This is a genomic window from Chloroflexota bacterium, from assembly GCA_020161265.1.
Taxonomy (GTDB): domain Bacteria; phylum Chloroflexota; class Chloroflexia; order Chloroflexales; family Herpetosiphonaceae; genus Herpetosiphon.
This window is the reverse complement of sequence record JAIUOC010000010.1, coordinates 237,593-264,099: the sequence shown is the minus strand read 5'-3', so window position 1 is coordinate 264,099 and position 26,507 is coordinate 237,593. Positions and strand designations below refer to the sequence as shown.

Genomic DNA, 26,507 nt, shown 5'->3' with positions numbered 1-26,507 from the left:
AAGCAAGCAATCCTGCTATTGCTTCAATTGTAGCGCGATCGGCAAATCATTCCCTCATCGCACGTAGCAAATTTAGCTTTTGCAAACAAATGTTTCAAAAACCCTTGACATGTGACTATTTAGTCACATATAATAGAGCTATGGAACAAGAACTTATCTTTCGTGCTTTGGCCGACCCATCGCGGCGGCAGTTGCTTGATCTACTGTTTGAGCGCGATGGCCGCACGCTCAAGGAGTTAGAAGCGGCACTACCGATGACCCGTTTTGGGGTGATGAAACATTTACGAGTGCTTGAAGAAGCTAGCCTGATTGTCACCCGTAAAGTTGGCCGCGAACGCTTGCACTATCTTAATCCCGTCCCAATTCAGCTCATTTCCGACCGTTGGATCAGCAAATATGCCGCAGCACGAGCGATGGCCTTAGTTGATCTCAAAATGGCGCTTGAAGGAGGAAGTAGCATGACCACAGCAGCAAAGCCAAAGCTGGTCTATCAAACCATTATCCGAGCCTCACAGCAACAGGTCTGGGAGGCAATCATCAAGCCAGAGTTCACCACGCGTTACTATTATGGCTGCACAGTTGACACCAATTTAGCGGTTGGTTCAGCCTTCAACTACCAGCGCAGCAATGGAGCAGCGATTGTTGAAGGCCAAGTGGTTGAGGTCGATGCCCCCAATCGCTTAGTGCATACCTACCACTCGCTCTGGCCACCGATGAACGAAGATGCGCCAACCAAAGTAACGTGGGAACTAGAAGCAATGCCTGGTGGCATCACCAAAGTGACAGTTGTGCACGAAGATTTCCAAGGCGAAACCGCTACCTACCAAGGGCTAAACAGCGGTGGCTGGACGTGGATTCTGAGCAACTTGAAAACCTTGCTCGAAACTGGCGAAGCCTTGCCCGAAGCATACTAGCATTCACTGCAAGTCGTATCACGCTTGATAATTCATGTTTCACGCCTCAGCGGCTCACTTTTAGCGAGTCGCTGCTGGCGTTTTAGCAATCGGGAGCTTTGTTGAATGATTATTAACCAAGCGATGCTCTGGCGACAGTTCGACACGACGATTACCAACCTTGAACAGGCGCTTAACTCTTGCCCCGATCACCTGTGGGAACACCAATTATGGCCAGATGAGCCTGATCAATGGGTTGCGGCGGGCTTTTCGCGCTTCTGGTATCTGGCCTATCACACCCTCTTTTGGCTTGATCTCTATCTGACTGGAGCAGAAGAAGGTTTTATGCCCCCAGTGCCATTTGATTTGGTAGAAATGCAGGCCAACGAAAGCCTTCCACGCACCTATACTCGCGCTGAGTTGCTTGAATATTTAGCCCATTGTCGCCAAGCCTGCCAAATCACGATCAACAATCTCTCAGCCGAGCAAGCCTTGCGCAACTGTAGCTTTGCTTGGGGCGAAGTACCATTTGGTGAGTTATTGCTCTACAATTTGCGCCATGTTCAAGAGCATGCCGCCCATTTACACATGTTTCTTGGTATGCAGGCCTAATTTGAGCATAAAAAAAGAGTTGTCGCTTTTCAGCAACAACTCTGGCTGGTGAGCCGGGTGGGCAGCCAACCACCAACCTGTAACTTCACCATGCCCCAAATATGGACTGCATATCGAACCCCACTGGTCAGAAACGTAGCAATATAACCACCCAAAGCCACCAGTAGCGCACTGGTGGTTTTTCATTTTAGGAGCAACCGATGACAACAAAAACCGCTATTTGGTATTGTCCAGTCTGCCCCCATAGCTCCAGCACACTTGATGCCTATAAGGCGCATAAAGCAACCCACCCAGTGACTGGCGAACAGCATGACCCAACCGCTCAGCCGATGGCATTAATTGAAATACCGATTGTCGCTGCATGGCAACATGCCACTCGTTTGACCGTGGTCAAGCAGAAAGGAGTGGCATGAGCTATCAGATCGATAAGATTGCCGTGCAAATGTCCCGCAAGCCTGCCGAGCTGGTAGAGCTTGAAGCCATTGATCGCCAACAGCAACGCTTTTTCTGGTTGTCGCTCGGCACGATTGTCGTCAGCTTCGCGCATATGGTCGGCGCTCTGGCCTTGTTCAGCGATGGCTCCATCATTGGCAAGATTGTCGCAGGTCTAATGACACTCTTGGTTGACGGTGCGACATGGGTGATTACGGGCTATTACGATTATGCGAAGCGGCGACAGCTCAAGCGCGGCAAATTAGTGGCGCTCCTGCTCGGTGTCGCCCTGATCATTTCGTTTGGGCTGAACTTGATTTACCTGGTCACCCATATGCCGTCAACCATTCCGTCATGGATTGGCTGGTGCATTGCGATTGCCTTCGCGCTCTTCATTCCGCTCTGTATCGCGGTCGCCTCGGCTGAGCGTGGCCAGCTCGAAGATGACAAGATCGGCCTGCAAATCACGCCGCACCCTGTCAACGTTGACAGTCAACCAGCCCTCGAATCGGTTGACACGACCCTTTTGATTGAACACGACCCCAATCACGTACAGACGCTTGAGCCGTCAACCACCGTTGATAAACGCGCCGCTGAATGGTCAACCATGAATGCCCAAGGCATGAGCTACCAACAGATCAGCGACCTGCTCGGGGGTGAGCCAAGTCGTCAACACATCGGGCGACATGTCAAGCGCTATCGTGAATCTCTGTCAACCGCGCAAGGTTGACACTGACCAATTAAAGGTGACAGCGAACCGCGTTCTTGGTTGACGCGGTTCGTTCATGTTTAGGAGCAACCTATGCCAAAGCAGTATGTAATCTTTGCCATGATCGCTGGCGTTCTTTTGGGCTATGGCTTGTATCACTATGTGCCAGCCCCAATCAAGCTAATTATCATCGCGGCCTGCATTTTTCATGTTGCATGGAAGCGGAGCAAAGCATAACTATGACAACGCGAACACCTTTAGGCCCATTGGAATATCGTCGCCGCGTGCGAGTTGCGCGAGGTTTACCCCAAAACGCGACGGTGAAAACACGTTGGCAGTTTGTGAGTCGCAGTCGTTTGATTGCTGAGGCAAGCATGCTGTTGATTTGGGTGGTGTTATGGATTACCAACGGCTTGGCAACCGCCAGTGCAGTCGTGCTCGGCGGTCTCTGGCTCAAATATCACGGCATATGGGTGCAAGCTGGGGTGCTTGATTGGTTCTTTATTGGTTGTTTGGGCCATGTGGTGATCTCATTCGTGGGCCAGCATTTGTGGCGCGGGGTAAACGTGCCAAACGAGCTACGCTGGTATCAGCAAGTACCCTACTTTTTCGTGCATGTTGATCGCATGCGGTTGACCTGTGCCGTGATCGTTGGCTCACTCGATGCCACGGCAACGGGTTGGTACATTCATGAATTCTTGCATACCGTATTTGGTGATCAGTGGTGGTTTGCGATTGTGAGCGGATTGCTCGCGGCACTCGTTGCCTTGAGCGCCGAGCCAATGATTCGCCAATTTGTGGGTGGGGTGCGTGATGTACTGAAAGGGAAGGGTGCATAAATGCAAGGACTAATCGTTGTCGCCACGCTGATCGCACTTGTTGCTTCAATAGTGGTCATCAATAGCCGCCAGAAGCCGATCATCAGGCCCAAGCGCAAGCCAGCGATCAAACGTCAGCCCATCAATATCCGCATGATGAAACGGCGCTACTTAAAACGAACCCAGCGGATACAGCAACACTATCAGCAGGAGCAATTGAGGCTTTTCATGCTGCTGCTCTATCATAGTTACCGCTGTGAACAAACCGCTATCTGCCACAATTAAATGAAGATCAGCCGCGATTCAAATTTGAATCGCGGCTGAGTTTTAGGAGCAATTGATGCTGCGCTTTATTAGCTTATTTGCAGGTATCGGCGGCTTTGACCTCGCCCTGGAAACGATGGGCATGCAGTGCGTCGCCCAAGTGGAGATTGACCCCTATGCAACCAGCATTCTCGAAGCCCACTGGCCAAATGTGCCAAAATATCGCGATATCCGGAGCGTTGGCCGTCACAATCTTCCGTCGTGCGAGGTTCTGGCTGGCGGCTTTCCCTGCCAGCCCCACAGCTTGGCTGGCAGCCGACGTGCAGGAGATGACGAGCGGGATCTTTGGGGAGAGTTTGCCCGACTCATTCGCGAAATTCGACCACGCTATGTGCTTGCGGAAAACGTTGGCGGGATTCGTAGCTCCGATGGCGGACGATTTTTTGCCGCCATTCTGCGAGACTTGGCCCAAGCAGGGTATGATGCGGAATGGCAAACTCTATCCGCTGCCGCCGTTGGAGCCTTCCACAAGCGCGAACGCCTCTGGATTGTGGCCTACCCCAACCGCAAGCGACACCACCAATAGACAGTCTGGCAATCCTGTAGAAACAAAGAATGGCACAATCCGCCATCAAAACAAAGCGGGTGGTCAAAGCTTCATGCGGCTTTCACAGGTAGCAAAACTTTTCCCAACGCCCAACGCCACACTCGGAACCTATGATCTTTATTGGCAAGCAACCGATCAACGGAAAAAACCTAATAAATTAGGTTGGGCGGTTGCTGCTCTGTTCCCAACTCCATGTGCATCGGATGCCCAACGAGTTGATTGTGTATCAGAGCGCAATCGCCGTTCTCCATCATTGGTGAGCGCAGTTCGTTTTCCGACCCCAACTGTGCATGGAAATTACAACCGTCGTGGCGTAAGTTCCAGCAGTGGAGATGGATTGGCCACCATCGTTAATCAATATCCCACACCAACAGCCCAAGATGCGAAGAATGCCTCGCTGCCACCATCACAAGCCGACCGTGAATCTATTCCTGGGCATTTATTGCGTGCGGGAATCGTGGGGCAGCTAAATCCTGACTGGGTTGATGTACTGATGGGTTTTCCTTGTGGTTGGTCTGCTGGGGTTCAAACGTATGTCTCGATCGAGACTACTCAGCAGCAATGGCGTGATGGAACGTGGGAGACTGGCATTCCACGGGTATCTACCAAGATTCCCAATCGAGCGAAACGGCTTCGCTGTTTGGGCAATGCTATCGTGCCGCAATGTGCGGCGGTGATTGCCGCCTATGTGGTGGAGAATTATTTGAAGAGTTTTTGAAAATGTGAAGGTATGCTGAATTAAAAAAGTAATAAGCTTTCGAAAATCTTTGGAATTTTCGAAAGCTTATTACTTTTCGTGTTATTAGGGGGACAAGAGCGGGAGTATGTAATGGTTCACTAACCACACGATACCACCAGATCCTGTAATGAGTCCCGACAGGATAGCGAGCGCTTTTTTGATCGTAACCGACCCACGGAAATTGTAGTAAATTCGGTTACCTATAATGATAAAAGCGGCAAATTGTTTTTTTCGTTGATTGAGAGGGATATCTTCAATAATATCGACCTCTTCAATCAAATCAATAGTATCCTCCTCTAAGATTTTCTTGGCTAATTCATCCAATGACAATTCGTCATTCCGACCCGACTCGCCTTGACGTTGTTTAGGTGCCATAAATAATAAACCTTTCATGCTGAAGTGGACAACCATTCGCACAATAGCAAGGTTACCAAGCTCACTATGGGCAAAAGCTCATTAGAAATAGGAATACGATACAGGTCTATAGGAAAAGCTTCACGGTCACATCTTTTCCATTTTGGCGGAAAATTAATTCTCCGTCAGGCTTATCTTCCAACTCAACCGCGGTTAAACCGAGTTTGATAAATTGGCGCAACAGGGCAACAACAGTCGTTTGCTTTTTATCAGCAAGTTCTTGGAGTTGCCCATAAAGATCATCCGGAAGCGCCAAGTTATATCGTTTCTTCTTTGCTGCGGTTTCCGCCATTACATCACCCCCTTTACAAAAAGTTGATTTTGAGTATTAATAGAAATAATTTATTTCTATCCTCCGTAATCATAGATATCTATCATCGTAAGACTCCTTTATTGTTTCATAGCCATCAGTACCTAGACACCGAGAATCGAAAATTAGGAAATCGACAATGAATTTACTAATAGATATTATTAATTATGTGGTCGAGCTTGGTATCGGGCGTGGTAAAGGCCTGATTTATAGCGGCACCACTGTGTTACACCTCCATTTCAATTACAAGAGCTTTTGGTCATTCCATTCAGCTAGGTTTATTTACTATTGTAGATACCTCCTATATCTACTATTTTTTATCCAGTTATCCTTATTATACACACAGAATGTGTATAGTCAATGCATTTTGCGTACATCTTAAGGAGGATTTACTACCGACTCTAGATCTAATGTGGGTTAAATGAAAAAGGCCCTGCTCTACTTCATCAAGTAGAGCAGGGCCTTTTTCATTTAACCCACCAACTGCCACCGTGCCTCACATCCCACAAGGCACGGCATTATTTTAGCGGGTATTCAATCGCCGAACGTCGCTCACTCTTTATCCCACTGCAAGTTGAGCTAGCAATACATCCAACTGGGGCAAGGGCAGTTCCAACACCACCTCAACCGTATCTGTGGCTGGCAGATATTTCACCTCTCCTACCGTAAAGCTCCGCAACTCTGGCGATGCCAGTAGCGGTGGCAGGTTGCTAATCGTGATCATATCGTTGCGTTGAAGCACATCTACAGGGTAGCGCGTCCCCGCCCGATCGTACAAGCGTTGAATCGCGATTTGTGCTTGCACTGGTCGCGCCTTGCCATCGCTCAAGGCTGTATCTCGGATTAGTTCGGCCTCGCGTTGGCTGGTGGTTGCTGCTTCAAGCATCGAGCGCTTCGTAAATCCATTTTGGGCGATACTGATCGGATCGGTAACCGTCGTGGTGAGTTGATCGGTATTCGCTGCGTCGTGATACACCACGGCAACGCTATTGACCACGGTATCGAGCAACCGACAAACCACCACATCAGCTGCTTGTACCATCCATTCACGGCTAGCAGGGTTGCCAAACCACAAGACCCCATCCTCTTGCACCCCAAAACTAAAACTGCTGGGTTTGGCCAAGGTTTGGAGCACATCGATTGGCTGTGCCAGCTTGAATACGAGATCATCGTAATCGCGTTCGCTGGTGCTGATCAAGATGTTCGATGCACTTAAGCCCATACTTGGGTTGAGCGTCACGGCTTGGGTTAGCGCATCACTCACTACTTCACTATCGCGTACCAGCATGCTCCGCACCGTTGCCCCTGCCAGGTGTGTTTTGGCAAAGGTTGCCGTGAAGGTGGTAGCAGTGGTCGCACTCACGCTCACCATTTCGCTATCGCTGGCTCCGGTGTTGATTACCAACTGCTGACCAAAGCTGATGTTTTGCATTGAGGCTGGGGTAATCACCTGCACGCCTGTGCCGATGGCTCCGGCAACGGTAGTGTTAATCAGATTGGCCGTGGTTGTGACCACCCGCATGCTGGTAATTGTCACAAACTTGGTGGCATTTTCTCCTGCATGGGTATAGTTGGCTCCGCTGCCATTGTAGATTACAACTTCGAGGCCTTCGGTGCTAGCAAAGCTATCACATAACGCTCCACTTATCACGGCTCCCGCGCTGGTGATATTGCGAATCGTTGTGAGATACCCACCTGCGCGGGTTACCCGTTGAAAACTCACCACCCAGCCTGTTGGGAGATCAATGCTATAGCGGCACTGGATTGCCAACAGTTGGCGGGTTGACGTGATCGGGGTGAAATAACTCCAGCCCCAGGCATCTTGGCCATTCCGATATACCACGTTTTTTGTCAGTCCGATGAAGAGCCGATTGTTTTTATCAGCGATATAGAGCTTGGGTGCACGATTGGCAATTGTTTCAGGTGTTTCCAGCCAATTGCCTACATTGCTATCGCTCCACAGGGCCGAGTAACTATCCATTGCCAGCACAGCAATCAGGTTGACTGCCACGCATTGCAGGCCTGTGCTGGCCAAGCTGGGGCGTTGCAATTGATAAATACGGGTCACTCCATGCTGATTTACGGTTACCCAGCGCAAACGGTAGTCGTCGATTAAGCATGCGGCAACCGCCAAATCGAGCGGCAACGCAAATGTGCATTCAACATCACTGATTGCAACATCGCGTGCTTGGTCAGTCAGATCAAGGATATGGGTATTGGTCAGGGCATCGCGTAAGGTTAATGTATACATACAGCACCTACCATGGCACGATGGCTGATGGTTGGCGTGATGCCGCAACCGTCAGGCCTGTTAAGCGCGTGCCCGCACTATGTAATGCCCACCCACCACTATTGGAATAGGCTAAGAACAACACGGCGATCGCAGCGGTGGAAGTCCACGGCGTGGCAATGGCATCGAGCGTGGCAAATGGCACTTTTGATGATGGGCTACCCGTTGATTGATAGCGCATCTCAGTGCCATCAGGATGGGTCAGCCAGCGCGGATCAAGCACGATTTCCGCTGTTCCACTCACCGATGTATTAACCGCCCCAAACGCAGTAACGGCGGTTTCAGGGCCATAGGCCACTAAGTAAATCCGATCAATATCAATGGTTCCTCCCGTGCTCGATGCTTGGAGGTTGATTTGCCATTGGGTTGGGGTTGTTGGGCATTGAACAAGACCTAACCCAACCAATTGCACATTGGTCGATGTTGGTTTCACGATCGCCGTGCGCGTTTGGGTACTAAAGCCCCCACCAAGGAAATTCAGTGAGAGCGCATATTCTTTCCCAGCCGTATTATTTCGTATTTCAGCAAAGACTAGGAATTTTCTTAATAATGTGGTTGAGATCAAACCCGTTGAACGCTTCGTTGTGGCGGTTGGCGTAAACCGTAAAATGTTCCCACTTGCAGCCTTGGTTGCATCGGCGACGGCGCTAAAATCGGTGCCCGTATGCCCATCAGCTTCCAAGGTCGTGATTGACTCTGCAACGATCAAAGCTCCACTGGTTGGCCGATAGGTTGCGGTTAATCCATTCCAACTACCAACGCTGATTTGGGTTGGTGCTGAAGTATCAAGCGCCGCGCCAAAATTGATATTCACCACATCACCACAGGTTGCGCCCACAAAATTGGCCGTTTCAGCCGTTTTGGTCAGCATCCGATGGCGAAATTGCACCCGCACATTGCGTTGCAATAATTGGTTTTGGTTGGTCAGAAATGCTGACGAAAATTCAACGCACGGCGGATCATCGGCTTCAACGATCACCAGCGAACGCCATGCCGTGCTGGAGCCATCGAGTTGCACCACAAACCGCACAGGGCTAATGGCATCGGTATCGCCATAGCGGGTTAAGACGCGCATCGCATCGAGCCACACTACGAGTTGGCGATAGCCATCCATTACAGCCTGTTTGGTTTCCCCCTGAATCATCACTTCAAACGATTCTTGCAGATCAAGAAAAGGGGTCGTTTGCAGGGTTGACCAACGCCGCTCGGCTGTTGCAGGTTGCCATGAATCTTCCATCAGGCGAAAAAGCCAATCATTGGTGCCTTGTTGGTTGAGATCAAGCGTGGTGACCACGCTGGTTCCTCGTTCAAATTTAACCACGTGTGCCATAGGATTATCTCCGTGTAAGTTGCCGGATCGATGCCGATACCCCAACCTTGGTCAGGGCGCTGGTGACTTCCTGCTGCGCTACGCGCCGGATTCCTTCGGCGGTAATGCCCGCGTCGAAATATTGATTGATGGTGGTTCCGCTTGCCTGTGGTTGGAACATCGCCGCTGTGGTATCGGCGTTGAAGACCTGTGAGCCACGTGGCAAATCGTAGATCCCAGGCATCAATAAGCCTTCCCCAATCCCAGGCAGATTGGCCCACTCAAGGCCAACTTCAGAAACGATCGCGCTATCGCCAGACCAGTAGGATGTCCCCTTGGCCAACTTGGGAATACGCGCAACATTCCCACCTACGAGGTTCATCCCATCGATCACCAAATTGATGCCATCAATAATCGGGTTGATAATTTTGGCCACAAATGACCGTAACCCATTCAGGCCTTTTGAAATCGCTCCGCTAATCCCATCAGCGATGTTTTGGCCGATAGCCTTCGCAGCATCAAGCGCCTTTTGGGCAGTATCCCCAATCCAAGTACTAATCGCATCCCAAATCTCACCAAGTTTGCTGCCAATGGTTGGCAGCACGGTATCCCCAATCCAACTGAGAAAAGCTTGGCCCAGCTCAGCCAGTTTGGGTACGATTTCGATTAAGACATTGCCGAGGAAGGTTCCGAGCGCATACAGAATTTCGGCTAGTTTGCCCGGTAACGCAGGCAGCACGTCAGTCACAATCCAACTGACAAAGGCCCATGCCAATTCAATCAACCGTGGGCCAACAGCGGTGATGGTGTCACCAATCCACGTTATCAGCGCATTCAGCACATTCCCTAATTGCGTACCCAACGTTGGGAGCGCATCAACCACCCATTGCCATAACTGGTTGCCTAATTGCAACAGGTTGCTGGCCCATTTCGGGACTGAATCCAAGACCCAGGTGATCATGCCTGTGAACACATTTCCGAGATTCGTGATCAATACAGGCAAGGCATCTAAAACCCAACTTACGAGGGCTAGCGCCATTTGTGCTAGGGTGGCAATCCACGTGGGCAGATTGTCCATAATGAAGCCAACGACGATCTGCCAAACCTTCCCTAATGCCGCTGCCACTAAGGGGATCGCATCAAGAATCCATTGGCCCAATTCACTGGCTAAAGGAGCCAGCTCGGCAAGAAACGAGGTTGCAACCTCAGGAATTGCCCCAAAGGCACTGGCAATGTTTGCCCCTGCATTCGTCAGAGTTGGGAGTAGCCCCGTATCAATGGTGGTAGCCGCAGCGGTCGATTGACCAACCAGATGGCCAAGTGCCGCGCCAACATCGGTGCTGGATTGTCCAAGCCCCCGTAACCCGCCCGCTGCTGCACGGGCGCTGCCTGCCATTCCTCCACTGGCCTTTGTGGCTTGCTCTTGTTGGCGTGCCAGTTGCTCCAAAATGCTGACTTGTTGGGCGACCAGCTGATTATTTTCCCGTTGTACCGCTAATGCGCTTTGGGTTGCCTGCATGCGCTCTTGTTCCGCTTGCAAGGCTGCTTGGGCCGTTGCAAGCGTCGCTTGGGCTGCATCTTCATCAGCCTTGGCAGCGTCGATTTTGGCTTGGGCGGCATCAACCGCAACGTCTTTTTCCCGCTCCTTCACGTCGATCATTTGCTCTAAATTGAGCTTTTGTAGCTCTAATCGAGCAATTGCTTTTTCCTCTTCTGAGGCCTCAGCACTATCGACAATTGCTTGCAGCTTGGCTGCCTTTTTGGCATCTTCAAGCGCCTTAAGTTGGCGCTCGGTTTCATCAAGCTGATCGCGCAGTGGGTTTAATTGATCTTCGTACTCGCTGGTTAGCTCATTCAGTTCGGCTTGGGCCTCAGCGACGGCGGCGGTCGCTTGCTCCAGATCCGCTTGGGCTTCGGCAACGTCACGGCTCGCCTGCTCAACCGCAACGAATGCCCGTGCCAGCCGTTCGGCACTTTCCCCAGCTGGTGAAGCCTCGCGTAATACCTTAAACAAGTCTTCACTCACGTCGCCTGTAGTTTGGAGGGAGCTAATAATATCAGCGATCGCAGCGCGGCTGCCAAATAAAGCAGGGATAACCCCATCTTTGGGGAGTGTGCCGAGGCTGGCCATGCTCTCAAGCTGCTGTCTGATGGTATTGGAAAGCGTATTGAATGCCGAGTAATCACCCTCGGCCCAGCCGTCCATATACACGGTTGCGGCATCAGCTCCCCACTGATCGAGGTTGGGGGCAATCTTCGGGGGTGAGTTGGGTTGCAGCCAATAGGCGATGGTATCCCCAATCACGCTTAAGGAATCGATCAGCGACGATGCCGCATCAATGATCCCTGCACTGAGTTGATCGACAATGCCAACACCCCATTCGTAGGCTGCTGTTGCAAGCTCTTCAAAACTCATTTCTCCAGCCAACAGCGACCCTAAGCCACTAATGGCGGCTGAAACCACCGGAATAATCGTGTTGGCAATTGCTAGCAGTTCATCCCCAATCGGCTTGAGAATATCCACTTGCACTTGCCGCCAAACCCCTTGGAATAGCATGCCCAGCGATTCATATTTGACGGCAAGGCTATCAGTTGCCCCAGCCAAATCTTCCATGCTGGTTCCGGTCAGTGACAAGGAACTTGCTACTTGAGGGCCGAGATCTTCCCACTGGGTTCCCAGCAGCTGCACCCCAATTCGGTTCCGCTCGATGGGATCGCTAATCTGGTTGAGGCTTGCCAGCACCAATGAAAAGCCATCAGCCGCTGTGATATTGCCCGTTGCCATGCCTGCATAGAAATCATCGGCGTTGATGCCAAGATCGTTGAGTGCCGCCGCCCCTTCATCGCTCGCTTCAGTGATGCGGATACGGAATTCCTTAAAGGCATCAGCCGCCTTATCCGTGCCCAAGACCCCATTCACAAAGCCGCTATCGAGTAGGCTGAAAAATTGGCTTGCACTGGCTCCCCCAGCGGCCAATTGTGGGGCATACTCCTGAATGCTTTCTAAGAAATCACCAGAGGCATTCAACCCCCGCTGATTGCCTGCCACGATGAAATCGAAGGCTTGATCGCTCGATAGTCCAAATTGGGTCATCAAGACATTGGCAGCGGCGGCGGATTCAGCCACGTCGATGCCGAAGACATCGCGCACCATGATCGCGTTTTGGGTAACGCTTTGCAGATCATCATCGGCCAGCCCACGCATTTGCTGACGAACGGCGATCAAGGCTTGCTTCACATCGTCAAAGTTTTCGCCGAAGTTCGCGCCAAAAATATCAACGGCAACATCACTAAGATGTTGCGCCTCTTCACGGGTGAGGCCAAAGGAGGCTTGAATATCGCGGGTGGCTTGATCAACTTGGCTTGCGAGGTCAAACGAGGCAACCCCAATTCCTGCCAAGGCGGTTGCAACCAGCGCGGCAACCGCTGTGATTCCAACCATGAGTTGATCACGAAAGGCACTGCCTGAGGCTTCCCCTGCCTCAGCAGCAATGTCATCGGTGTTGGCAAGTGATTGCTCAAGGCCTGCATTCAGCTCGTTGTCCATCCCATCAAGGGATTTACCAAGGCCTTTTTCAATGTCTTTATTGACATCGGTGATCGTGCGTTCTAAGGTCTCAAGCGAGGAGCGAAAGTTATCAATGGCAGTATCCGATTGGCCAGTATCAGCCTCTAAATCCGAGAGCGAATCACGCAGCGAATGAATCGCCGCATCAAGCGCTGGTGGCACAACACCATTAAAGGATGCTTCAAGATCATCAAGCTCTGATTCAAGCGCATTAAAATCAACCTGCTCAAAATCCTTGTTAATCGCATCAAGCGCATCGCTGGCAATCGATTTAAGTTTGCGAAAGCTACTATCCCAGGCATGTTGGGCGGCATCGCCTGCTTGCTCAGCCCCGTGGGCCGCCTCTTTTTTGGCCCGATCAAAGCCAGCATCAATATCGCTGGTATCAACCTCAACCTTGATTTTTGCGGTTCCTAAATCATCATTTGCCATACAAAGCGCCCCGTTCTGTATCTCATTGCGAGACCAGAGCGGGGCGCACACTGCGCGGCGGCTCTCTTCATCAGGGCGGGGCTACGCCGAGCGCGGCCCTGATGGATAACGTTCTTCGATCGCGGCACAAATCATTCCCAGTGCGCGACGATAGACGCGATTATTGATGACTGGTTGCACCAGCTTGAGCGCCCGCAGAATGGTGAGCCAAAACAGGCGATCATCCTGCATGAGCAACCTCAATTCCTTGTTGCTGAAACCACTCCGCAGCGGCGGCAGGATTGTGCTCGCTGGCTGGCCAGCGCGAGGTGGCTTTGGTTGGCGGATCAGCCAGCTTTTTCAAGCGGCGAATCATCCGGCGTTGAATGGCAGCCTTGCTATGCGGCATGCTGACGATGTTGATCTGATTGAGTTTTTCACGGGCTTCAGTCGCCGAAAGTTCCTCAATCAGGAGTTCAAGCAACCATTGGGGCGTGTGCCATAGCCCCAATGGGTTGCCTTGAAAGTAGAGCCGCATTAGCCGCGTGATGATGGATGCCGACGGCGGTTCCGGTGTTGCCGATGCTGATTCTGATTCGGCGGTGCCATCGGCGGGTTGAGCTTTGGGTGTTCATCCTTCCACCAAATCAGCATCTGCATTTGCTCTTCAGGATTCATCTTGTTGCGAATCACCTGGGGAATCGCTGGCGCAATCACCTCAATTGCCTCGGCTAATGCTTGCAAGAGCGCATTGGCCGCACCCGTATCATTGGGATTAGCCTTCTGTTTGGTCACAGCAGCACTGATTTGGCGTTGCAGCCGTAGGATGGTTTGCTGATCAACGGTGCTCAAATGTTGCACCCGATTAACGGGGTACAACGTGCCATCACGCGCTTCAAACTCCAAATATTCTGGCAGCTGCGCCGCTAAGGAAAATCGTTTTCCCATAAACCCTCCAGCCATCCAATCGATGTGGATGGTGATTAACTGATTTGCGCTTGGCCCCAACCAAATTTCTTGCCTGCTGGTTGGGTATCGTCCCGTAAGCCATGGAACAGGCATTCCACTTCGGCACGGGTTTCTTTGCCCTTGGTTTGCTCGATGTCACCATCAAAGACACCGCGTGGAATGAAGTTTTGGCCTACATAGCGCCCATAGGGGCTATCCGCTGGCCCGCGTAACAAGAGGGCATATTCCGTTGGAATGTATTCTGCCTCAAAGCCCATTTCTTTAACATTGGTGCTGCCTGAGGTCGTGGTGGTGATGTTGCCGACGGCGTGCAAAATCCGCGCAATTGCTTCATAGGTCATACTGACCACGGTAAATTCAGCTTCTGAGCCAGCATTGATGTTACGGGCCGTCACATCGCCTAACCCATCGTTATCTGACCAGTAGTTGGTTTCTTTGACCATACGGGTGGTTTGATCGCCGTCGGTTGTGCCGAGCTTCACCCAGTTGCCACTGGGAACCGCATCAATCGCCGGAATCGCCGTGCCATACGGTGCAATATAAATATCAGCAGGCCCAATTAATTGGGCAAATGGCTGCATTCCGCTCATACATCCTCCAATGCATAGGCATGCATTTGATAGCGCAAACTGCCTATGAGATAGTCAATAACCAAATCGGTATCAAATTGGGCAAATGGTGAAACATCAAGATTCGTGCTGTACAGCAAGACCTTGCCAAGCGAAGTTTCCACCACCCGCCGATAATCGATCCGACAAAGTTCGTCAAGGGCGGCCCATACGGCATAGCACCGTTGCGGGGTTGCGCCAAACGCATAGACGTTCATGCGGCCTGTCAATAATCCTGCTGTGGTAGCTGCTGCATCATTGGTTGGCACCAAACACAGCGCTTGGCTTGGATGCTCCCATGCCGTGCTCGCTGCCCCATCATTCAATAAAAACTTATGTTGGTTGGCAATTTGTCCACGAGTGAGTTGATGCACTGTGGTGTCAGCAAGACAGAGCCGCAACAAGGTTTCGACCGGATCAATCATCATAGAACGTCCTTCAGGTGCTTTTGTAGGGTTGGCATCACGTTTGGGCTTACCTCACGCATCGCATCGGACAAAAAGGGAATCCCTTTAAAGCCTTTGGTCATGCCTGGGTTGCGTTTTTTTGCACGGCTGGGGCGTGGCTTCCACCCGTTATGAATGCGCAACGCATACTGTTTTGAGCTTTTATCCGTCCCTACCACGCCAACAATCCGTTTACGAATCGTGCGTGGGGCTTTGGCGTTGATGCTCCGGCGCAGCGTCCCCGTTTTCACGCCCCGCCCCGGGACGAGTGAGGTCATCGCCTTCGCGACGATTTGTTGATCGATCGCGTCGATGGCCCGCGTGATCGCTGCGAGCACTTGGGTTTTCTTGTGTTGATTCCAGTCCAGCGTGCTCATGAAGCAATTCCTCTAATGCCGAAAGTTCAACATGAATCTTGCCTCGGATACTGTGGTGAGGCAGCGCCATAAGCTGCTCATGCGTGATCATTGTTTTTGCACCTCACAGGTAATGTGATGCCGCGCTTGGCGGTGACGATTCAGGATCTCGCTCACTTCAAACGTTTGACCATTCACCACCACTAGATCACCTTGCCGAATATCAACGGTTGGCGCAACCAAGAGTTGATAGCGCGTGATGATCGCCCGTTCGCTGTTTTCCTGCTGAATCACGGCCTGTTGTTTGGCGACAAGTCGGCATGGAACAGTTGCGATCGTGATGAGCGCATCACGGACATCATGACCATAAGGATCTTGGGTAACCGTTGCCCGTTGAATCTGTGCTCGATGATTGAAATGGCTATAAATGCTCATACCCGAAAGGCGAATAGGCTAACCGCTGCTGTGGTTGTTACCTTCAGGCGGCCTTGAGAGTCGTTATAGACGGCTGGAATGAATGGGCCAAATACCTTATCGCCGGTTGTGGCAGGAATACTGATGGTGTAATCAGCGACTGCCAAGACATCCACGACAGCGGTTGATTCAACCGTGATAGTGACAGGGCTGCCCCCAGCATTTTTAGCTTGCAAAATCACATGCCCATCATTGGGAATGTAATAGGTATCGGTGTTATTGGTCGTAGTGCCAGCTGGAGTAACCCCAGTTCGGTTAACTTGTTGTGCGGTTACCGGAACATCAGCCATTGAAAACCCCCTATTGTGAATGTGATTAGAGTGGCATAAAGCCACATTGACGATATAACCCAGCCCGTTTTGCATCCCAATCATCAGCGGTATAGGAATATTCCCCCGCGATCGATTCTGATTTCATTGCGGTTTGCTCTACTGCCAGCCGTATCAACTCAATCAAAATGCGTTTGCGGCGGGAGCGCTGATCACGCGGCACATAGCTAATGGTGATAATCCCAAGCCATGATCCGCCGATGCGCTCCAGCTTGCCTGTTGCGGCATCAAGTTCGTATCCGTTGGCTGTAACGGCGCTATTGGCCTCACCTGCACGCCGCTCTTGAACACTGCTGATCGACACCACGGGATGCCGGAGCCAGAGGCTAGCACTAGTGGAACGGGCAACTTCCGTGATCTCGGTACTCCCATCAGGGTGATCGCCGCAGCGTTCAATCAGATCAGCCTCTTCAGCGTCAATGATGGTAGCGAGATCACTATCATCGAGCGGTGTGGCGATTTTTTGCCGCACCTCAGCAACGGATACTAAAGGCATCTTAGGCCGTCCCTTCCGCTGGGCTGGCATGGCGTTCGCTAAAAGCAACACTGCTATCTTGGGTAATTGGGGCTACCCGTGGATTGGTCAGAATGGCAAATACACCATCAATCACCGCGTTGGCCGTACCCCGATTGATCACCGCCCGAACATAGCGTTCACGCGGTTTGATCACCTCAACCGTGATCAGTTTGTTGCCGTCACCATCAGCTAATGGCCCGGTCAACGTTCCTTCTAAATCAGTCATATCCCCACCACCAGCTTGAGTCCCTTGTTGCACCTTCACGCTGGTAACTTGGGTGGCGGTCAGTGCGCCAAACGCAGCAACAAACGTCACCGCTTCATAGCCTTGGGTATCAACCACGCTGCTATTTTGGCTAGAGGTGCCTGCTGCAACGGCGTTCAGCACCCGCACAATCTTGACATTATTGGTGAGCGATTCCATAGCACTCCTTTGCTTGCATAGGCTCCCGAGCAGCACTGTTTAGGAATGCTGCAACCGTACAAAGGCTTCTTCCAACATCGGCGCACCATCACCTTCATAGCGGGCGATATACCCGCGCTGATTGGTTTCTGCGTACAGCTCATTCAGGGTTTGGATTTGCAGTTGCAATGAATCCACAATCCAATAGAACCGAATATCCCCAATCAAGCCCACATAATTGGTCGCTGAAAAGGTATTCGGCGCAAACTCACTCATCACGAATGGCACATCAAGGATGCGATCTGGCTGGCCTGCTTGTAGCCCAGGCTGCCACAAGAATTGCTCGTTGGCATCACGCAGCTTGCGTAACCCTTTGACAAAATCCCGATGGAAAATCCAGCGGGTGGTTGGGCTACTTTGGTATTGAGACTTGAGCTTGTATTTGGCATCGATCAGCGAATCGGCCTTGGTTTTATCACTGGTGACGGTATAGGCAACATCACGACTGGTTGAAATGCCTTGGGTTGAAGGAACAAATAAACCGAGTGGCTTTTGTGCGCCATCACCCAACAGATAGCCTTTTTCAAGCGTGACCCCAAACTTATAGCCAATCCGTTGTTGCACCAGCGTTTCAACAGGACGCATGGATTTGCGCAATAGGGTATTACTGATTTTGATGCGTTTGGCCAACGGATGCGGTTTCAATGCCCGCTTCCCAAACGGCTTGACGGTGCTTTCATTGCCCGTTGCCAGTTCGCTTGTCCAATCGGCATCTTCAAAATCTTCATCAAGGCTGATAATCCCTAAGCTTTCGCTTTGGGTTAATTGTTCAACCGTGGCCAACTGGCGAATGAAGACTTCATCATCAACAAATTTCAGCAAGGCTTGCGAGAAGGTCACCGGAGCGACCAAATACCCACCAGCTTCGTCATCATCGGCCCGTAAGGCCTTACGTTCCTGCTCGGTTAAGCCGCGTGAGCCGCTGCGCAAATAGCGTTGGAAGGCTTTTTCTTCCATGGCTGGCTCACGAGTTTGCTTGCCATCGGGCAGCCCACCATTGCCTAAGGCGTTTTGTGGGGCATTGAGTTCACGCTCTTGCTCGATCGCTCGTTCCAGCCGCTTGGCTTCAGCACTCTTCTGATCAACTTCATCAAGGAAGGCATCAACCTGCACGCGCTTTTCTTCAGACATATCAGTGCTGGCATATTCATCAAGAATTGCCTTGGCAGCCGTATGTGCCCGATTGGCTTCATCGTAGAGCCGTTTGATCTTTTCTTTCATTCCAGAAACTCCTATACGCGCTTTGCAAGTGCCAATTCAGCGGCTTGCAGACGAAGGCGCAGAGTGAGTGCATCAGCGGCTCGGCTCGGCGCGGCTTTGGGATCATCAGCAGAGGGTTCTTCATCAGCGGTTACAACACCTTTGCAGGTGGTTGCCCCCAAATCCACCACATACCGATGAATCGTATTCAGCATTTCAGTATCGGCCTTGGAGTGGCGTGATCCGGCTTTCATTTCATGCAGGAAAGCCCCAAGGGCGTTTAAAAAGGCATTCGTATCACGCCCATACAAGCTTTTGATCGCCTGAACATCAGTCAACGGGTTCATGCCCAGCGGCACAGGCGAAATTTCATAAAGCTTGACTTCCCGCAGTACCCGCACCCCGTTATCGCGATACTCGGTTTTATCGGGAATGCTAAAGAAGCCGATCGAACCTTCAGTCAGAGCACCATCAGCCATCAACTCCCATGCCTCTTTGCCCCAAAAGCTACCTAAGGTCAATCGCCCTTTGGCATAGAGACCGCGTGAATCCTCGTGGATTACGTCTGGTGGTGGCCCAAGCAGCTTTGACCAGTCGTGGGCCATGAAAACCTTTATCCGGCGGGCGCGTTCCTGCAAGGTTTTAGTGAATGCCCCCGCTTCAATCACATCAAGCCCATCATCGATATTCCCGAATATCGAGAAATAGCCTTCGTATTGGCCTGGTATGTTGGTATTCGCCTTGAATTCGGCGGGAGTAACTTTATATTCCAGTGCTGACATAGCTCAATCCTCAATAACCGGAGCAAACGCCCGAATACAATTTGGGTGACCAAGCGGATTCGCTCGCGCCCAAGCCAATGACTGAAGCGAATTATTGAGATCAGTACAGGCTTGGCAGCTGTTCGGGCCGTTGCCATCCAATACCCGCACCTGTGCCACGCCTGATTGCTCATAGCGACTGATCGACGCGACATTTTGCGCCGTTCCTAATTCGGTTCGGGCGATCGCCCGCGCACGGTTTTTATAGGTTTCAGTCACGATCGTTTGCAGCCCTGCTTGGCTATCATCGCCGCGCACCAAATCATCAATCGTCCATCCCTGCTCCGCCCCATAGCGCAACACGGCCTGCACCGCAGCAAGCGTCGTTTCGTGAATACTGGTGATATTGGTTCCGGCAATGGCAAGCGCTTCAACCACCGCAGGATTTTCTAACCCGAAGACGATCTCCGTTCCTAAGGCCAGATTCCACGTTTCCCAACTCAGGCGCACAATCTCGATGTACCAATCCCCAACTAATTGACTCAGTACCCGCAGATCGCTATCGGTCAACAGGTCTTCAACCAGTGGAAGTGCCTTTTGCTCATGAGCTGGAAGCCATGCTTTTTGCGCACGGGCAATCACCCGATTTCCAAGGTCAGTAAAGTAGCTATCAAGGGCGTGTTCCATCGATCGCGCCGTGGTGTGGCGAATCCGTTGCAACGATCGGCCAATGCCGCGTGTGCTCTTGGCCTCAGGATTGAAGGCTTTGGGTTGGGCTGGCGCTGGTGGTGGTGCTGGCATTGGTGCCTGATAGCGCGGCAACCCCAAGAGATCTTGGGCGGTTGTTTCTTCCATCAGGCCAGCGGTATAGCCGCTAATCACTCGTGCCCAGCGCCCATTTTGATCCTCTTGTAATGATGCTACATTGCTGAGGTCGTGCTTGATAGTCAACCCATCACTATTCAAATCAGGGTCAGCGTCGAGCGCATCGGCGATGATATTCCAAAGCGGAACCAAGGTATCGCGGGTGAAGGCTTGGCGTGCCTCACCGTAATTGCTGAAGGTTGATCGGTTCAAGCCCACATTTAACCCTGCCACGATGGGCGGCACGCGCATCACTGCTGCGATCCGTGCCTCAGGAATGTTGTGCATGGCTTCAAAAGCCAGTTCTTCAAGATTCAAGCTCAGGCGTGAAATTTTTGCACCTGCTTCAAGAATCAAAGCACCACCGCGTTTAGTGCCGCCATAGCGATCTTCAAATTGCTCTTTTGCCCGCCGGACTTCATCATCATTCATAAAGCGCTGATCGCTTTCGTGAATGATCGTGCGCGGCACAGCATCGTTTTGCAGCAAGGTTGAGAGATAGCGACTGGCTTCGTTATCGGCATCGACTTCTACCGCAGCGGCCCGTAGCGGCGGCATCGCCATCCATGGCTGGGTTGGGTCAGGCGTAGGCCATTGAATATGGATAACATCAGCAGCCGCAACCGGAGTTAAGGTGCCGGAGCCATCATCATAGGTATAACCCTGAACCCATGAAGGCCCACCTGGCACAGGGCTAAATTGCCCCGCGTGATACGGCCACAGCTGAATAACCCGCCCCGCGCTATTGCGCACTTTATGCAGATAGGCATTGCCGCCAATGCCCATATAGGTCATCGCCATCACCTTCAACTCACTCCCGCTCATAATCGGGTTAGGACGGCGGAGCAACTTTCGGGTTGGGTGATTGGGTAAGGGCCGTTCATCCTGATACACCATCAGAGGCGCTTCGCTAATCCCAAAATTGAGCGTGGCGATACAGGCTAAGAAGGCCGCATTTTTTTGATAGCCCTCACGAGTGAGGGAATGGAAGGCAGGCGTAAGAATGCTTTCGCGTACCCACGGCGGTACAATGGCAATATTGGCGGCTTTGAAGGCCCACCGAGCCACGGCATAGCGCATCCACGTGAAAGGCTTCATCGGAAGATCCCTCCACCACGGCGGCCTTGATTGGCAAACATCACCGCATAACGTAAGGCATCCATGCCGTGATCATTGGCCTTGATTGGCTCTTCTTTAGCATTCTTACCATCACTGCCTTTGGCCCAAATATAGCCTTCGATCTCTTGCTCGGTACACCATGGCAACTTCTTTTGCACCATGGAATCATCACGCTCCACGAGGGCATCACGCAGCATAAAAAGGCGTGGCTTGCCATCGGGTTGCACCTTCAGGCGTTCTTTGACCGCCTCAATCCCAGGCTTAATCGTCTTGGTTGCGGCGGCGGTTGCGATCCGATGCTGGGCCAGCGTGGCACGGCCATCAGCATCTTCGGGATCAGCAACATCGCCAAAGAAGCGCTCTTGAGCACTGAGGGCTAAAACCTTCTTTGCATGCTCTTGTACCACCATGCCGCTCATATACCATTCACGATACAAATACATGCGCCCATCGTTGTCGATCGCCCACCACTGACAAACGAAGGGATTGGTGAAGCCGAAATCAAAGCTTCGAAAGCGTGCCCAGTCGCTTGGAATCGGAAACGGGCTAAGCAGATGGATTTGAGCATCCCATTCGTCATAGACCATGCCCTCTTGTGCTGCCCAAATGCCATTGCGCAACCGAAGTTTGCGTGCTCCAGTAAGGGCATCAAGGGTTGCCAAGTAGGCAGGGGTCACCGTTGGATTATCTTCATGACGCGAGAGAATACGGGTAATCGTGCTGCGTAAGGCGCGTTGGTTCAGCCAGTGCGAAGGATAACTAGGGTTGCAGTCAGCAATTAATTGTTGATAGGGCATTACGCCGTTACGCAACCGAGTAGTGAGTTTTTCATGATCATCTTCAGTGCCTTCCGTCCATTCGAAGCACACAATGAGATCAAACTCGGTACTCATAATGCGATCAGGGTTATCCATCCCCCCAATGACAAAAGTTGAGCCATTCGGGTAGTCATAGCTTTGGCGGTGTGATCGCTTTTGTCCCGCCTTGATCGGGCTAGTGGTTGGGAGCACCTTTTCTTCATAGGTGACAAGGACGCTTTCAGTCATCGATGCGCGGGTTTTGCGAACGGCCAAGACGCGACAGCCCGCATACTTCATCAAACAGAAGTGGGCTTTCTCCAGAATGGCCCGGGTTTTGCCAGTTCCCGCTGGGCCATCCATCAGAATCTCGCGATCACGGCACGCCCACATCAAAGCAGCTCCACCACGAGCGGCATACAGGCGTTGTTCTGTGATCGATTTAGGCTGATTCAGGGTCAAACTCATGGGTTTTCTCGTAAATCTTATAATCCACGCCACCACTGTGATTCATATCCACGCGCTCACGAAATTTGGCGGGCCGAGCCGCCTTCAACAAAAACATCAAGAGCGTGTCAGAGTATTTGCGAATGCGGCCCACCTCACCATCACTATCTTTTCCAACCCGACCAAACACAGGTTCTTCAACCCCATCATGAGCACGTCGCCGAGCCTCAAGCTCCAGTGCATCAGCTGCTACTTCCAATGCTTCATCCCAAGCTGTAGCAAAATCTTGATATTGTTCACGATGGCGATAAACAGTTGTCCGCCCAATACCTGCCGCTTGACAGGCATATGAAACAACTCCTTGACGTGCAAGTGCTGTAATGAAGGCTTGCTCCCACTTAAGCACGCGCCTTTTTTTAGGTGTTCCGGTTTGTTCCGGTTTTGCCATACAGCACCTTTTAAGAGCGAGTTATTGCGCCGCTGGCGCGGCGGGTAATATTAATAATCTTGCGATAGGTCATAGCTGATGTAGATGAAAAAAACGAGCACCAGCCCGATATACCCCATCGCACACCAAATCATCGAATAGCCCCAAGCTTGGCGAACAGAACACGGCTGAAGCTTGGCCAATCAAATCGAACGGGATCGCTTCGGCGGCTCGGATCAACATCTTGATGGGTAATGACTGGCAGATAGCCATATAAGCCCCACCACTCAACCACCAGTCCAGCAAATTGCTCATATTGATAGGCGGTAATTGATTCAGTGCCCGTTCGTTCTAGCTCTACCCCGAGCGAAACATAGTTAAGGTTGCGCTTGTAATCACTGAATGGCCCATAGTGGTTAAACACCCCAGTCCCCGCATGGTAGGCAGTCCATTCGTCGGCCAAAATTTTGTAGTGGCCACCGTAATTTGTTTGCTGGTTGTAGGCAGTGCGTTGGATTAAGCGATGAATCGAGACCCGTGGATTACTGGTTGTCGATAGCCATTTGCGGCTATCCCGCCCTTCGGTGCTATGCACAATAATGCATTTCAAGGCGCTGGTTGGGCGGCGTGGCCCCGTATGCTGTACATCAGCAGGCAGATCACGAATATCAAGATTGGGGGTGGGAAAAAAGCTCATTGGCTACCATCCTTGTGTTCAAGCGCATGTAACGTTGATTCAACCAAGTCAGGGCGACCACTATTGTCTTTGGCTTGTTCAGCCAACACGCTCATAATGCGCTTGAGTGGTGGTGGAAGGGGCACGCCGAGCAGACCCGCATTTTCGGCAATGCTCATCAATTCTGACAAACAAAACCCGATCGCGATGGTTTCAGAAACGGGCGTATTGCCGAAAAACTTTTCAAGCGCTTGTCCAATACCAACAAACATCAACGCGATCGATTTACGGATCATGCCTTTGGTGCTGGCACTGCTATTGAGTTTCTTGTTGACGATCGCCAGCATGATGCCAGTCGTAACATCACAGCCCATCAGCAAAAGAAGCGTGCCAACCGTGGCGTTTTGTGCAAACCAATCCTGTATCCAGCCCATAATCACCTGCCCCATGCGAAGAAGCCCTATACACGCAGGCTGCAACGGGTTCAAATCGTTGCAGCCGCGAACCAACCAGACTGAAGCAACCGTGGCAAGTAGGGGTTTGCACAGAAAGGGGAAATTAAAAAGCAATGGGTTTAAATTGGTCTGTGCAGACCCCCATTGCTTGCGATGATTATAGCACGCATGTGCTTATTGTCAATAAAAATGTGGCAAACTATCCCACATATCCCACATTTTCAAACATATATTCGAATATTTTGATTCGACTACAGATTTTCAGGAACATCTTTAATAGAATCGGAACGTTTTAATGACTCTAACTCACATGATTCGAACTGCTCGCCTGTTATAGTTTTAAGGGTCGTTATATACTTGATGGTTGCAGTATACTCAATACTTAATTGTGCATATTCAAGATCTTTCATCCCGTTATCTGATACTTTACCTCGTATAGATCTAGACCTTCTGTCTTCTTTTACCTTTAATTCAAATCGTCTTCTTTCAAGATTCGCTCCAACGAGAACTCCTCGTATTACATCGGTTCGTTCATCAGATGGATTAGAGATTTGAATAATATCAATTGTCTTATCAACAGTGGGTTGCGGTAGTGAAACTTCGCGAATATTGCCGCTAGGGGATGCCCATGTGATTGTGGTGGAAGTAACATATTCTCGTAGTTCTTTTAGGAATTCAAGATAACGTCCAACTATATTCGACTTCAAGGAAGAGAGTTTTTCTTGTAATTTTTCGTCATCGGTTCCTATCTCAATAATATCCATAAGCTCGGCTAATGCCAAGCTCATCCAAGAATTATCTAACATATCAGTGCCTTCCAATGAGGCAAACTGAACTTCAAACGAGCCAGCACCAGCAGCTTCATAGACGAGCTGATGCTTTGGGGGAATATTATCGGAAATACGTCCATTGAAATTTGGTCTTACATAACTTGCAAGACCATGAACAAAATCTTGGATTGCTACGAATATTTTACCAATTCCCTTAACGGGGGCTTCGGTGCGAACGGTTGCAAGAAACTCAAACTTAAAACGCGCAATATCACGATGTGTCTGTTTTGCATGTTGTACTATATTATTTGGTAAGATTGGCGCTGTATGGGCTGATAAATTTAAATATTCCCCTGGCATAGGGAGATCCATATATGTAAGCGTTGTTACAGGACGTGCAATACATTCAACATGCAAGGTTTCATCACGAGGTATTTTTACTTCCCATACAGATTGTGTTTCCGCATCGATAAAAGCAGTATATAGATCTATAGTTCCTGTTCTAACTGCATTAAGTCGAGACAGTGATGTTTCAACATACAACCATATATCATCTTCGGGGGAATCTTCTATCAAGACCACAAGATAATAAGCGCCTGCTGGATTTTTACAAGAAAAAAGCACAGGTCTATCATAGACATCATATACCTCAAGCATCTCAAGCTGCCCAAGATGATAAAATTTAGGATGGAAACTCATACTTCACCATTTCTTCTAGCTTCTTGCGCTTTTTTTTTCGCCTCTGCTTCTTGCCGCATTTCCTCTATCTTTTTTCTAATTTGCTTATCAGCATCAGGATCATGTTCAAAAGTAACCCATGGCTCGAATTCTGTGGGATACCACCAAGTAAGATGTTCTGGGTTCGTTTCACTTGGTGTTGGTCTATAAACTCCATTTTCTTCTGTTAATGCTCTACAGGCAGGATACTTTTTTCTGAGTGCTGGTACTCTGGCTCCTACCTGTATTGCAGTACTTTGATCCATAAAAACAGATAGTCCACATACTTGCCATTCTGGAAGATCATATTTCTTATTGAAATCTAATTCCCTGAATGACTTGAAGTCTTCAGAAGTAGCTTCCTTAGTTCTAGTAAATCGATAGAATATCCCTACAGTAGGCTGGCTATCTTCAGGTGGGCAATCAGCAGGATAAAAATCAGGCCACGTCAAAGAAACCTCCTTGGAGTATATCATGAGGGAGAGGGGATTGACATCAACCCAAAGGACTGAACTTAGTTGTATTTCAAGGCCGCGATGTCGTGTAAGCACTCCTTTTAAGAAAATGGGGGTGGCATAGGTAGTGAGTAGGATTCAGAAACCGTGCGCTATTCTATCACCTCCTAACGAACGCTACAAGACAAACATATGTGCTTAAACAAAAGCACCACCCAACTGGGTGGTGCTTGCAGTCCCCTCGCGAGGATTGAGGTGCTTCGAATTCATGAGAGCCTATG

The 26,507-nt window shown here is 50.7% G+C and carries 33 protein-coding genes; 9 read left to right on the top strand and 24 right to left on the bottom strand.

Going from position 1 to position 26,507, the window contains the following annotated elements:
• Nucleotides 1–140 precede the first annotated feature (140 nt).
• The 9 genes from LCH85_22300 to LCH85_22260 all read left to right on the top strand — a co-directional run bounded on the left by LCH85_22300 (nucleotide 141) and on the right by LCH85_22260 (nucleotide 5,053).
• Nucleotides 141–914: an SRPBCC domain-containing protein gene (locus tag LCH85_22300; GenBank protein MCA0354735.1), complete on the top strand. Its 774-nt coding sequence runs from the start codon at nucleotides 141–143 to the stop codon at nucleotides 912–914.
• Between the two features lie 105 nt (nucleotides 915–1,019).
• A complete protein-coding gene (locus LCH85_22295) occupies nucleotides 1,020–1,505 on the top strand; it encodes a DinB family protein (GenBank protein MCA0354734.1) in 486 nt (161 codons plus the stop codon).
• Between the two features lie 200 nt (nucleotides 1,506–1,705).
• Entirely contained in the window at nucleotides 1,706–1,918 is a 213-nt protein-coding gene (locus LCH85_22290) for a hypothetical protein (GenBank protein ID MCA0354733.1), read from the top strand.
• Nucleotides 1,915–2,667 carry a hypothetical protein gene (locus LCH85_22285; GenBank protein MCA0354732.1) on the top strand — a complete coding sequence of 251 codons (753 nt, stop codon included), beginning with the start codon at nucleotides 1,915–1,917 and terminating at the stop codon, nucleotides 2,665–2,667. Before LCH85_22290 ends, LCH85_22285 begins: the two co-directional genes overlap by 4 nt.
• A 72-nt stretch (nucleotides 2,668–2,739) precedes the next feature.
• A complete protein-coding gene (locus tag LCH85_22280) occupies nucleotides 2,740–2,883 on the top strand; it encodes a hypothetical protein (GenBank protein MCA0354731.1) in 144 nt (47 codons plus the stop codon).
• Nucleotides 2,884–2,885: 2 nt separating this feature from the next.
• Complete coding sequence (locus tag LCH85_22275; GenBank protein ID MCA0354730.1) at nucleotides 2,886–3,485, top strand: hypothetical protein; 600 nt, start codon at nucleotides 2,886–2,888, stop codon at nucleotides 3,483–3,485.
• Nucleotides 3,486–3,749, top strand: coding sequence for a hypothetical protein (locus LCH85_22270; GenBank protein ID MCA0354729.1), 264 nt, complete (start codon nucleotides 3,486–3,488; stop codon nucleotides 3,747–3,749).
• Nucleotides 3,750–3,804: 55 nt separating this feature from the next.
• Complete coding sequence (gene dcm / locus LCH85_22265) at nucleotides 3,805–4,314, top strand: DNA (cytosine-5-)-methyltransferase (protein ID MCA0354728.1); 510 nt, start codon at nucleotides 3,805–3,807, stop codon at nucleotides 4,312–4,314.
• Nucleotides 4,315–4,387: 73 nt separating this feature from the next.
• A complete protein-coding gene (locus LCH85_22260; protein MCA0354727.1) occupies nucleotides 4,388–5,053 on the top strand; it encodes a hypothetical protein in 666 nt (221 codons plus the stop codon).
• Nucleotides 5,054–5,137: 84 nt separating this feature from the next.
• Here LCH85_22260 and LCH85_22255 read toward each other — a convergent pair whose 3' ends face one another.
• From LCH85_22255 to LCH85_22140, 24 genes are all read right to left on the bottom strand, one after another.
• Nucleotides 5,138–5,449, bottom strand: a complete 312-nt coding sequence (locus LCH85_22255) for a hypothetical protein (GenBank protein ID MCA0354726.1) — start codon at nucleotides 5,447–5,449, stop codon at nucleotides 5,138–5,140.
• Between the two features lie 106 nt (nucleotides 5,450–5,555).
• Nucleotides 5,556–5,780: a hypothetical protein gene (locus tag LCH85_22250; protein MCA0354725.1), complete on the bottom strand. Its 225-nt coding sequence runs from the start codon at nucleotides 5,778–5,780 to the stop codon at nucleotides 5,556–5,558.
• Nucleotides 5,781–6,357: 577 nt separating this feature from the next.
• On the bottom strand, nucleotides 6,358–8,049 hold the full coding sequence (locus LCH85_22245; protein MCA0354724.1) for a hypothetical protein: 1,692 nt from the start codon (nucleotides 8,047–8,049) through the stop codon (nucleotides 6,358–6,360).
• Between the two features lie 7 nt (nucleotides 8,050–8,056).
• On the bottom strand, nucleotides 8,057–9,418 hold the full coding sequence (locus tag LCH85_22240) for a hypothetical protein (protein MCA0354723.1): 1,362 nt from the start codon (nucleotides 9,416–9,418) through the stop codon (nucleotides 8,057–8,059).
• A 4-nt stretch (nucleotides 9,419–9,422) separates the two neighbouring features.
• Nucleotides 9,423–13,397: a phage tail tape measure protein gene (locus LCH85_22235; GenBank protein MCA0354722.1), complete on the bottom strand. Its 3,975-nt coding sequence runs from the start codon at nucleotides 13,395–13,397 to the stop codon at nucleotides 9,423–9,425.
• Nucleotides 13,398–13,478: 81 nt separating this feature from the next.
• A complete protein-coding gene (locus LCH85_22230; GenBank protein ID MCA0354721.1) occupies nucleotides 13,479–13,628 on the bottom strand; it encodes a hypothetical protein in 150 nt (49 codons plus the stop codon).
• Complete coding sequence (locus LCH85_22225) at nucleotides 13,618–13,914, bottom strand: hypothetical protein (GenBank protein ID MCA0354720.1); 297 nt, start codon at nucleotides 13,912–13,914, stop codon at nucleotides 13,618–13,620. Before LCH85_22225 ends, LCH85_22230 begins: the two co-directional genes overlap by 11 nt.
• A complete protein-coding gene (locus tag LCH85_22220; protein MCA0354719.1) occupies nucleotides 13,914–14,324 on the bottom strand; it encodes a hypothetical protein in 411 nt (136 codons plus the stop codon). Before LCH85_22220 ends, LCH85_22225 begins: the two co-directional genes overlap by 1 nt.
• A gap of 35 nt (nucleotides 14,325–14,359) precedes the next feature.
• Complete coding sequence (locus LCH85_22215) at nucleotides 14,360–14,935, bottom strand: hypothetical protein (protein ID MCA0354718.1); 576 nt, start codon at nucleotides 14,933–14,935, stop codon at nucleotides 14,360–14,362.
• Entirely contained in the window at nucleotides 14,932–15,381 is a 450-nt protein-coding gene (locus LCH85_22210) for a hypothetical protein (protein ID MCA0354717.1), read from the bottom strand. The genes LCH85_22215 and LCH85_22210 overlap by 4 nt, the downstream gene beginning before the upstream one ends.
• A complete protein-coding gene (locus LCH85_22205; GenBank protein ID MCA0354716.1) occupies nucleotides 15,378–15,776 on the bottom strand; it encodes a hypothetical protein in 399 nt (132 codons plus the stop codon). The genes LCH85_22210 and LCH85_22205 overlap by 4 nt, the downstream gene beginning before the upstream one ends.
• An 87-nt stretch (nucleotides 15,777–15,863) precedes the next feature.
• Nucleotides 15,864–16,190 (bottom strand): YqbH/XkdH family protein, encoded by a 327-nt coding sequence (locus tag LCH85_22200; protein MCA0354715.1) that lies wholly within the window; start codon nucleotides 16,188–16,190, stop codon nucleotides 15,864–15,866.
• Nucleotides 16,187–16,519 carry a hypothetical protein gene (locus tag LCH85_22195; GenBank protein ID MCA0354714.1) on the bottom strand — a complete coding sequence of 111 codons (333 nt, stop codon included), beginning with the start codon at nucleotides 16,517–16,519 and terminating at the stop codon, nucleotides 16,187–16,189. Before LCH85_22195 ends, LCH85_22200 begins: the two co-directional genes overlap by 4 nt.
• Before the next feature lie 25 nt (nucleotides 16,520–16,544).
• Nucleotides 16,545–17,054: a hypothetical protein gene (locus LCH85_22190; GenBank protein MCA0354713.1), complete on the bottom strand. Its 510-nt coding sequence runs from the start codon at nucleotides 17,052–17,054 to the stop codon at nucleotides 16,545–16,547.
• Between the two features lies 1 nt (nucleotide 17,055).
• Complete coding sequence (locus tag LCH85_22185; protein MCA0354712.1) at nucleotides 17,056–17,499, bottom strand: hypothetical protein; 444 nt, start codon at nucleotides 17,497–17,499, stop codon at nucleotides 17,056–17,058.
• 39 nt (nucleotides 17,500–17,538) lie between these two features.
• A complete protein-coding gene (locus LCH85_22180) occupies nucleotides 17,539–18,759 on the bottom strand; it encodes a phage major capsid protein (GenBank protein MCA0354711.1) in 1,221 nt (406 codons plus the stop codon).
• 11 nt (nucleotides 18,760–18,770) lie between these two features.
• Nucleotides 18,771–19,520, bottom strand: a complete 750-nt coding sequence (locus LCH85_22175) for an HK97 family phage prohead protease (protein MCA0354710.1) — start codon at nucleotides 19,518–19,520, stop codon at nucleotides 18,771–18,773.
• Nucleotides 19,521–19,523: 3 nt separating this feature from the next.
• Nucleotides 19,524–21,461: a phage portal protein gene (locus tag LCH85_22170; GenBank protein ID MCA0354709.1), complete on the bottom strand. Its 1,938-nt coding sequence runs from the start codon at nucleotides 21,459–21,461 to the stop codon at nucleotides 19,524–19,526.
• Nucleotides 21,458–22,747, bottom strand: a complete 1,290-nt coding sequence (locus LCH85_22165; protein MCA0354708.1) for a phage terminase large subunit — start codon at nucleotides 22,745–22,747, stop codon at nucleotides 21,458–21,460. The genes LCH85_22170 and LCH85_22165 overlap by 4 nt, the downstream gene beginning before the upstream one ends.
• Complete coding sequence (locus LCH85_22160; protein MCA0354707.1) at nucleotides 22,722–23,174, bottom strand: terminase; 453 nt, start codon at nucleotides 23,172–23,174, stop codon at nucleotides 22,722–22,724. Before LCH85_22160 ends, LCH85_22165 begins: the two co-directional genes overlap by 26 nt.
• A gap of 130 nt (nucleotides 23,175–23,304) precedes the next feature.
• Entirely contained in the window at nucleotides 23,305–23,850 is a 546-nt protein-coding gene (locus LCH85_22155; GenBank protein ID MCA0354706.1) for an N-acetylmuramoyl-L-alanine amidase, read from the bottom strand.
• On the bottom strand, nucleotides 23,847–24,278 hold the full coding sequence (locus LCH85_22150) for a phage holin family protein (protein MCA0354705.1): 432 nt from the start codon (nucleotides 24,276–24,278) through the stop codon (nucleotides 23,847–23,849). Before LCH85_22150 ends, LCH85_22155 begins: the two co-directional genes overlap by 4 nt.
• A gap of 257 nt (nucleotides 24,279–24,535) precedes the next feature.
• Entirely contained in the window at nucleotides 24,536–25,753 is a 1,218-nt protein-coding gene (locus LCH85_22145; GenBank protein ID MCA0354704.1) for a hypothetical protein, read from the bottom strand.
• Nucleotides 25,750–26,223 (bottom strand): hypothetical protein, encoded by a 474-nt coding sequence (locus LCH85_22140; protein ID MCA0354703.1) that lies wholly within the window; start codon nucleotides 26,221–26,223, stop codon nucleotides 25,750–25,752. The genes LCH85_22145 and LCH85_22140 overlap by 4 nt, the downstream gene beginning before the upstream one ends.
• Nucleotides 26,224–26,507 lie beyond the last annotated feature (284 nt).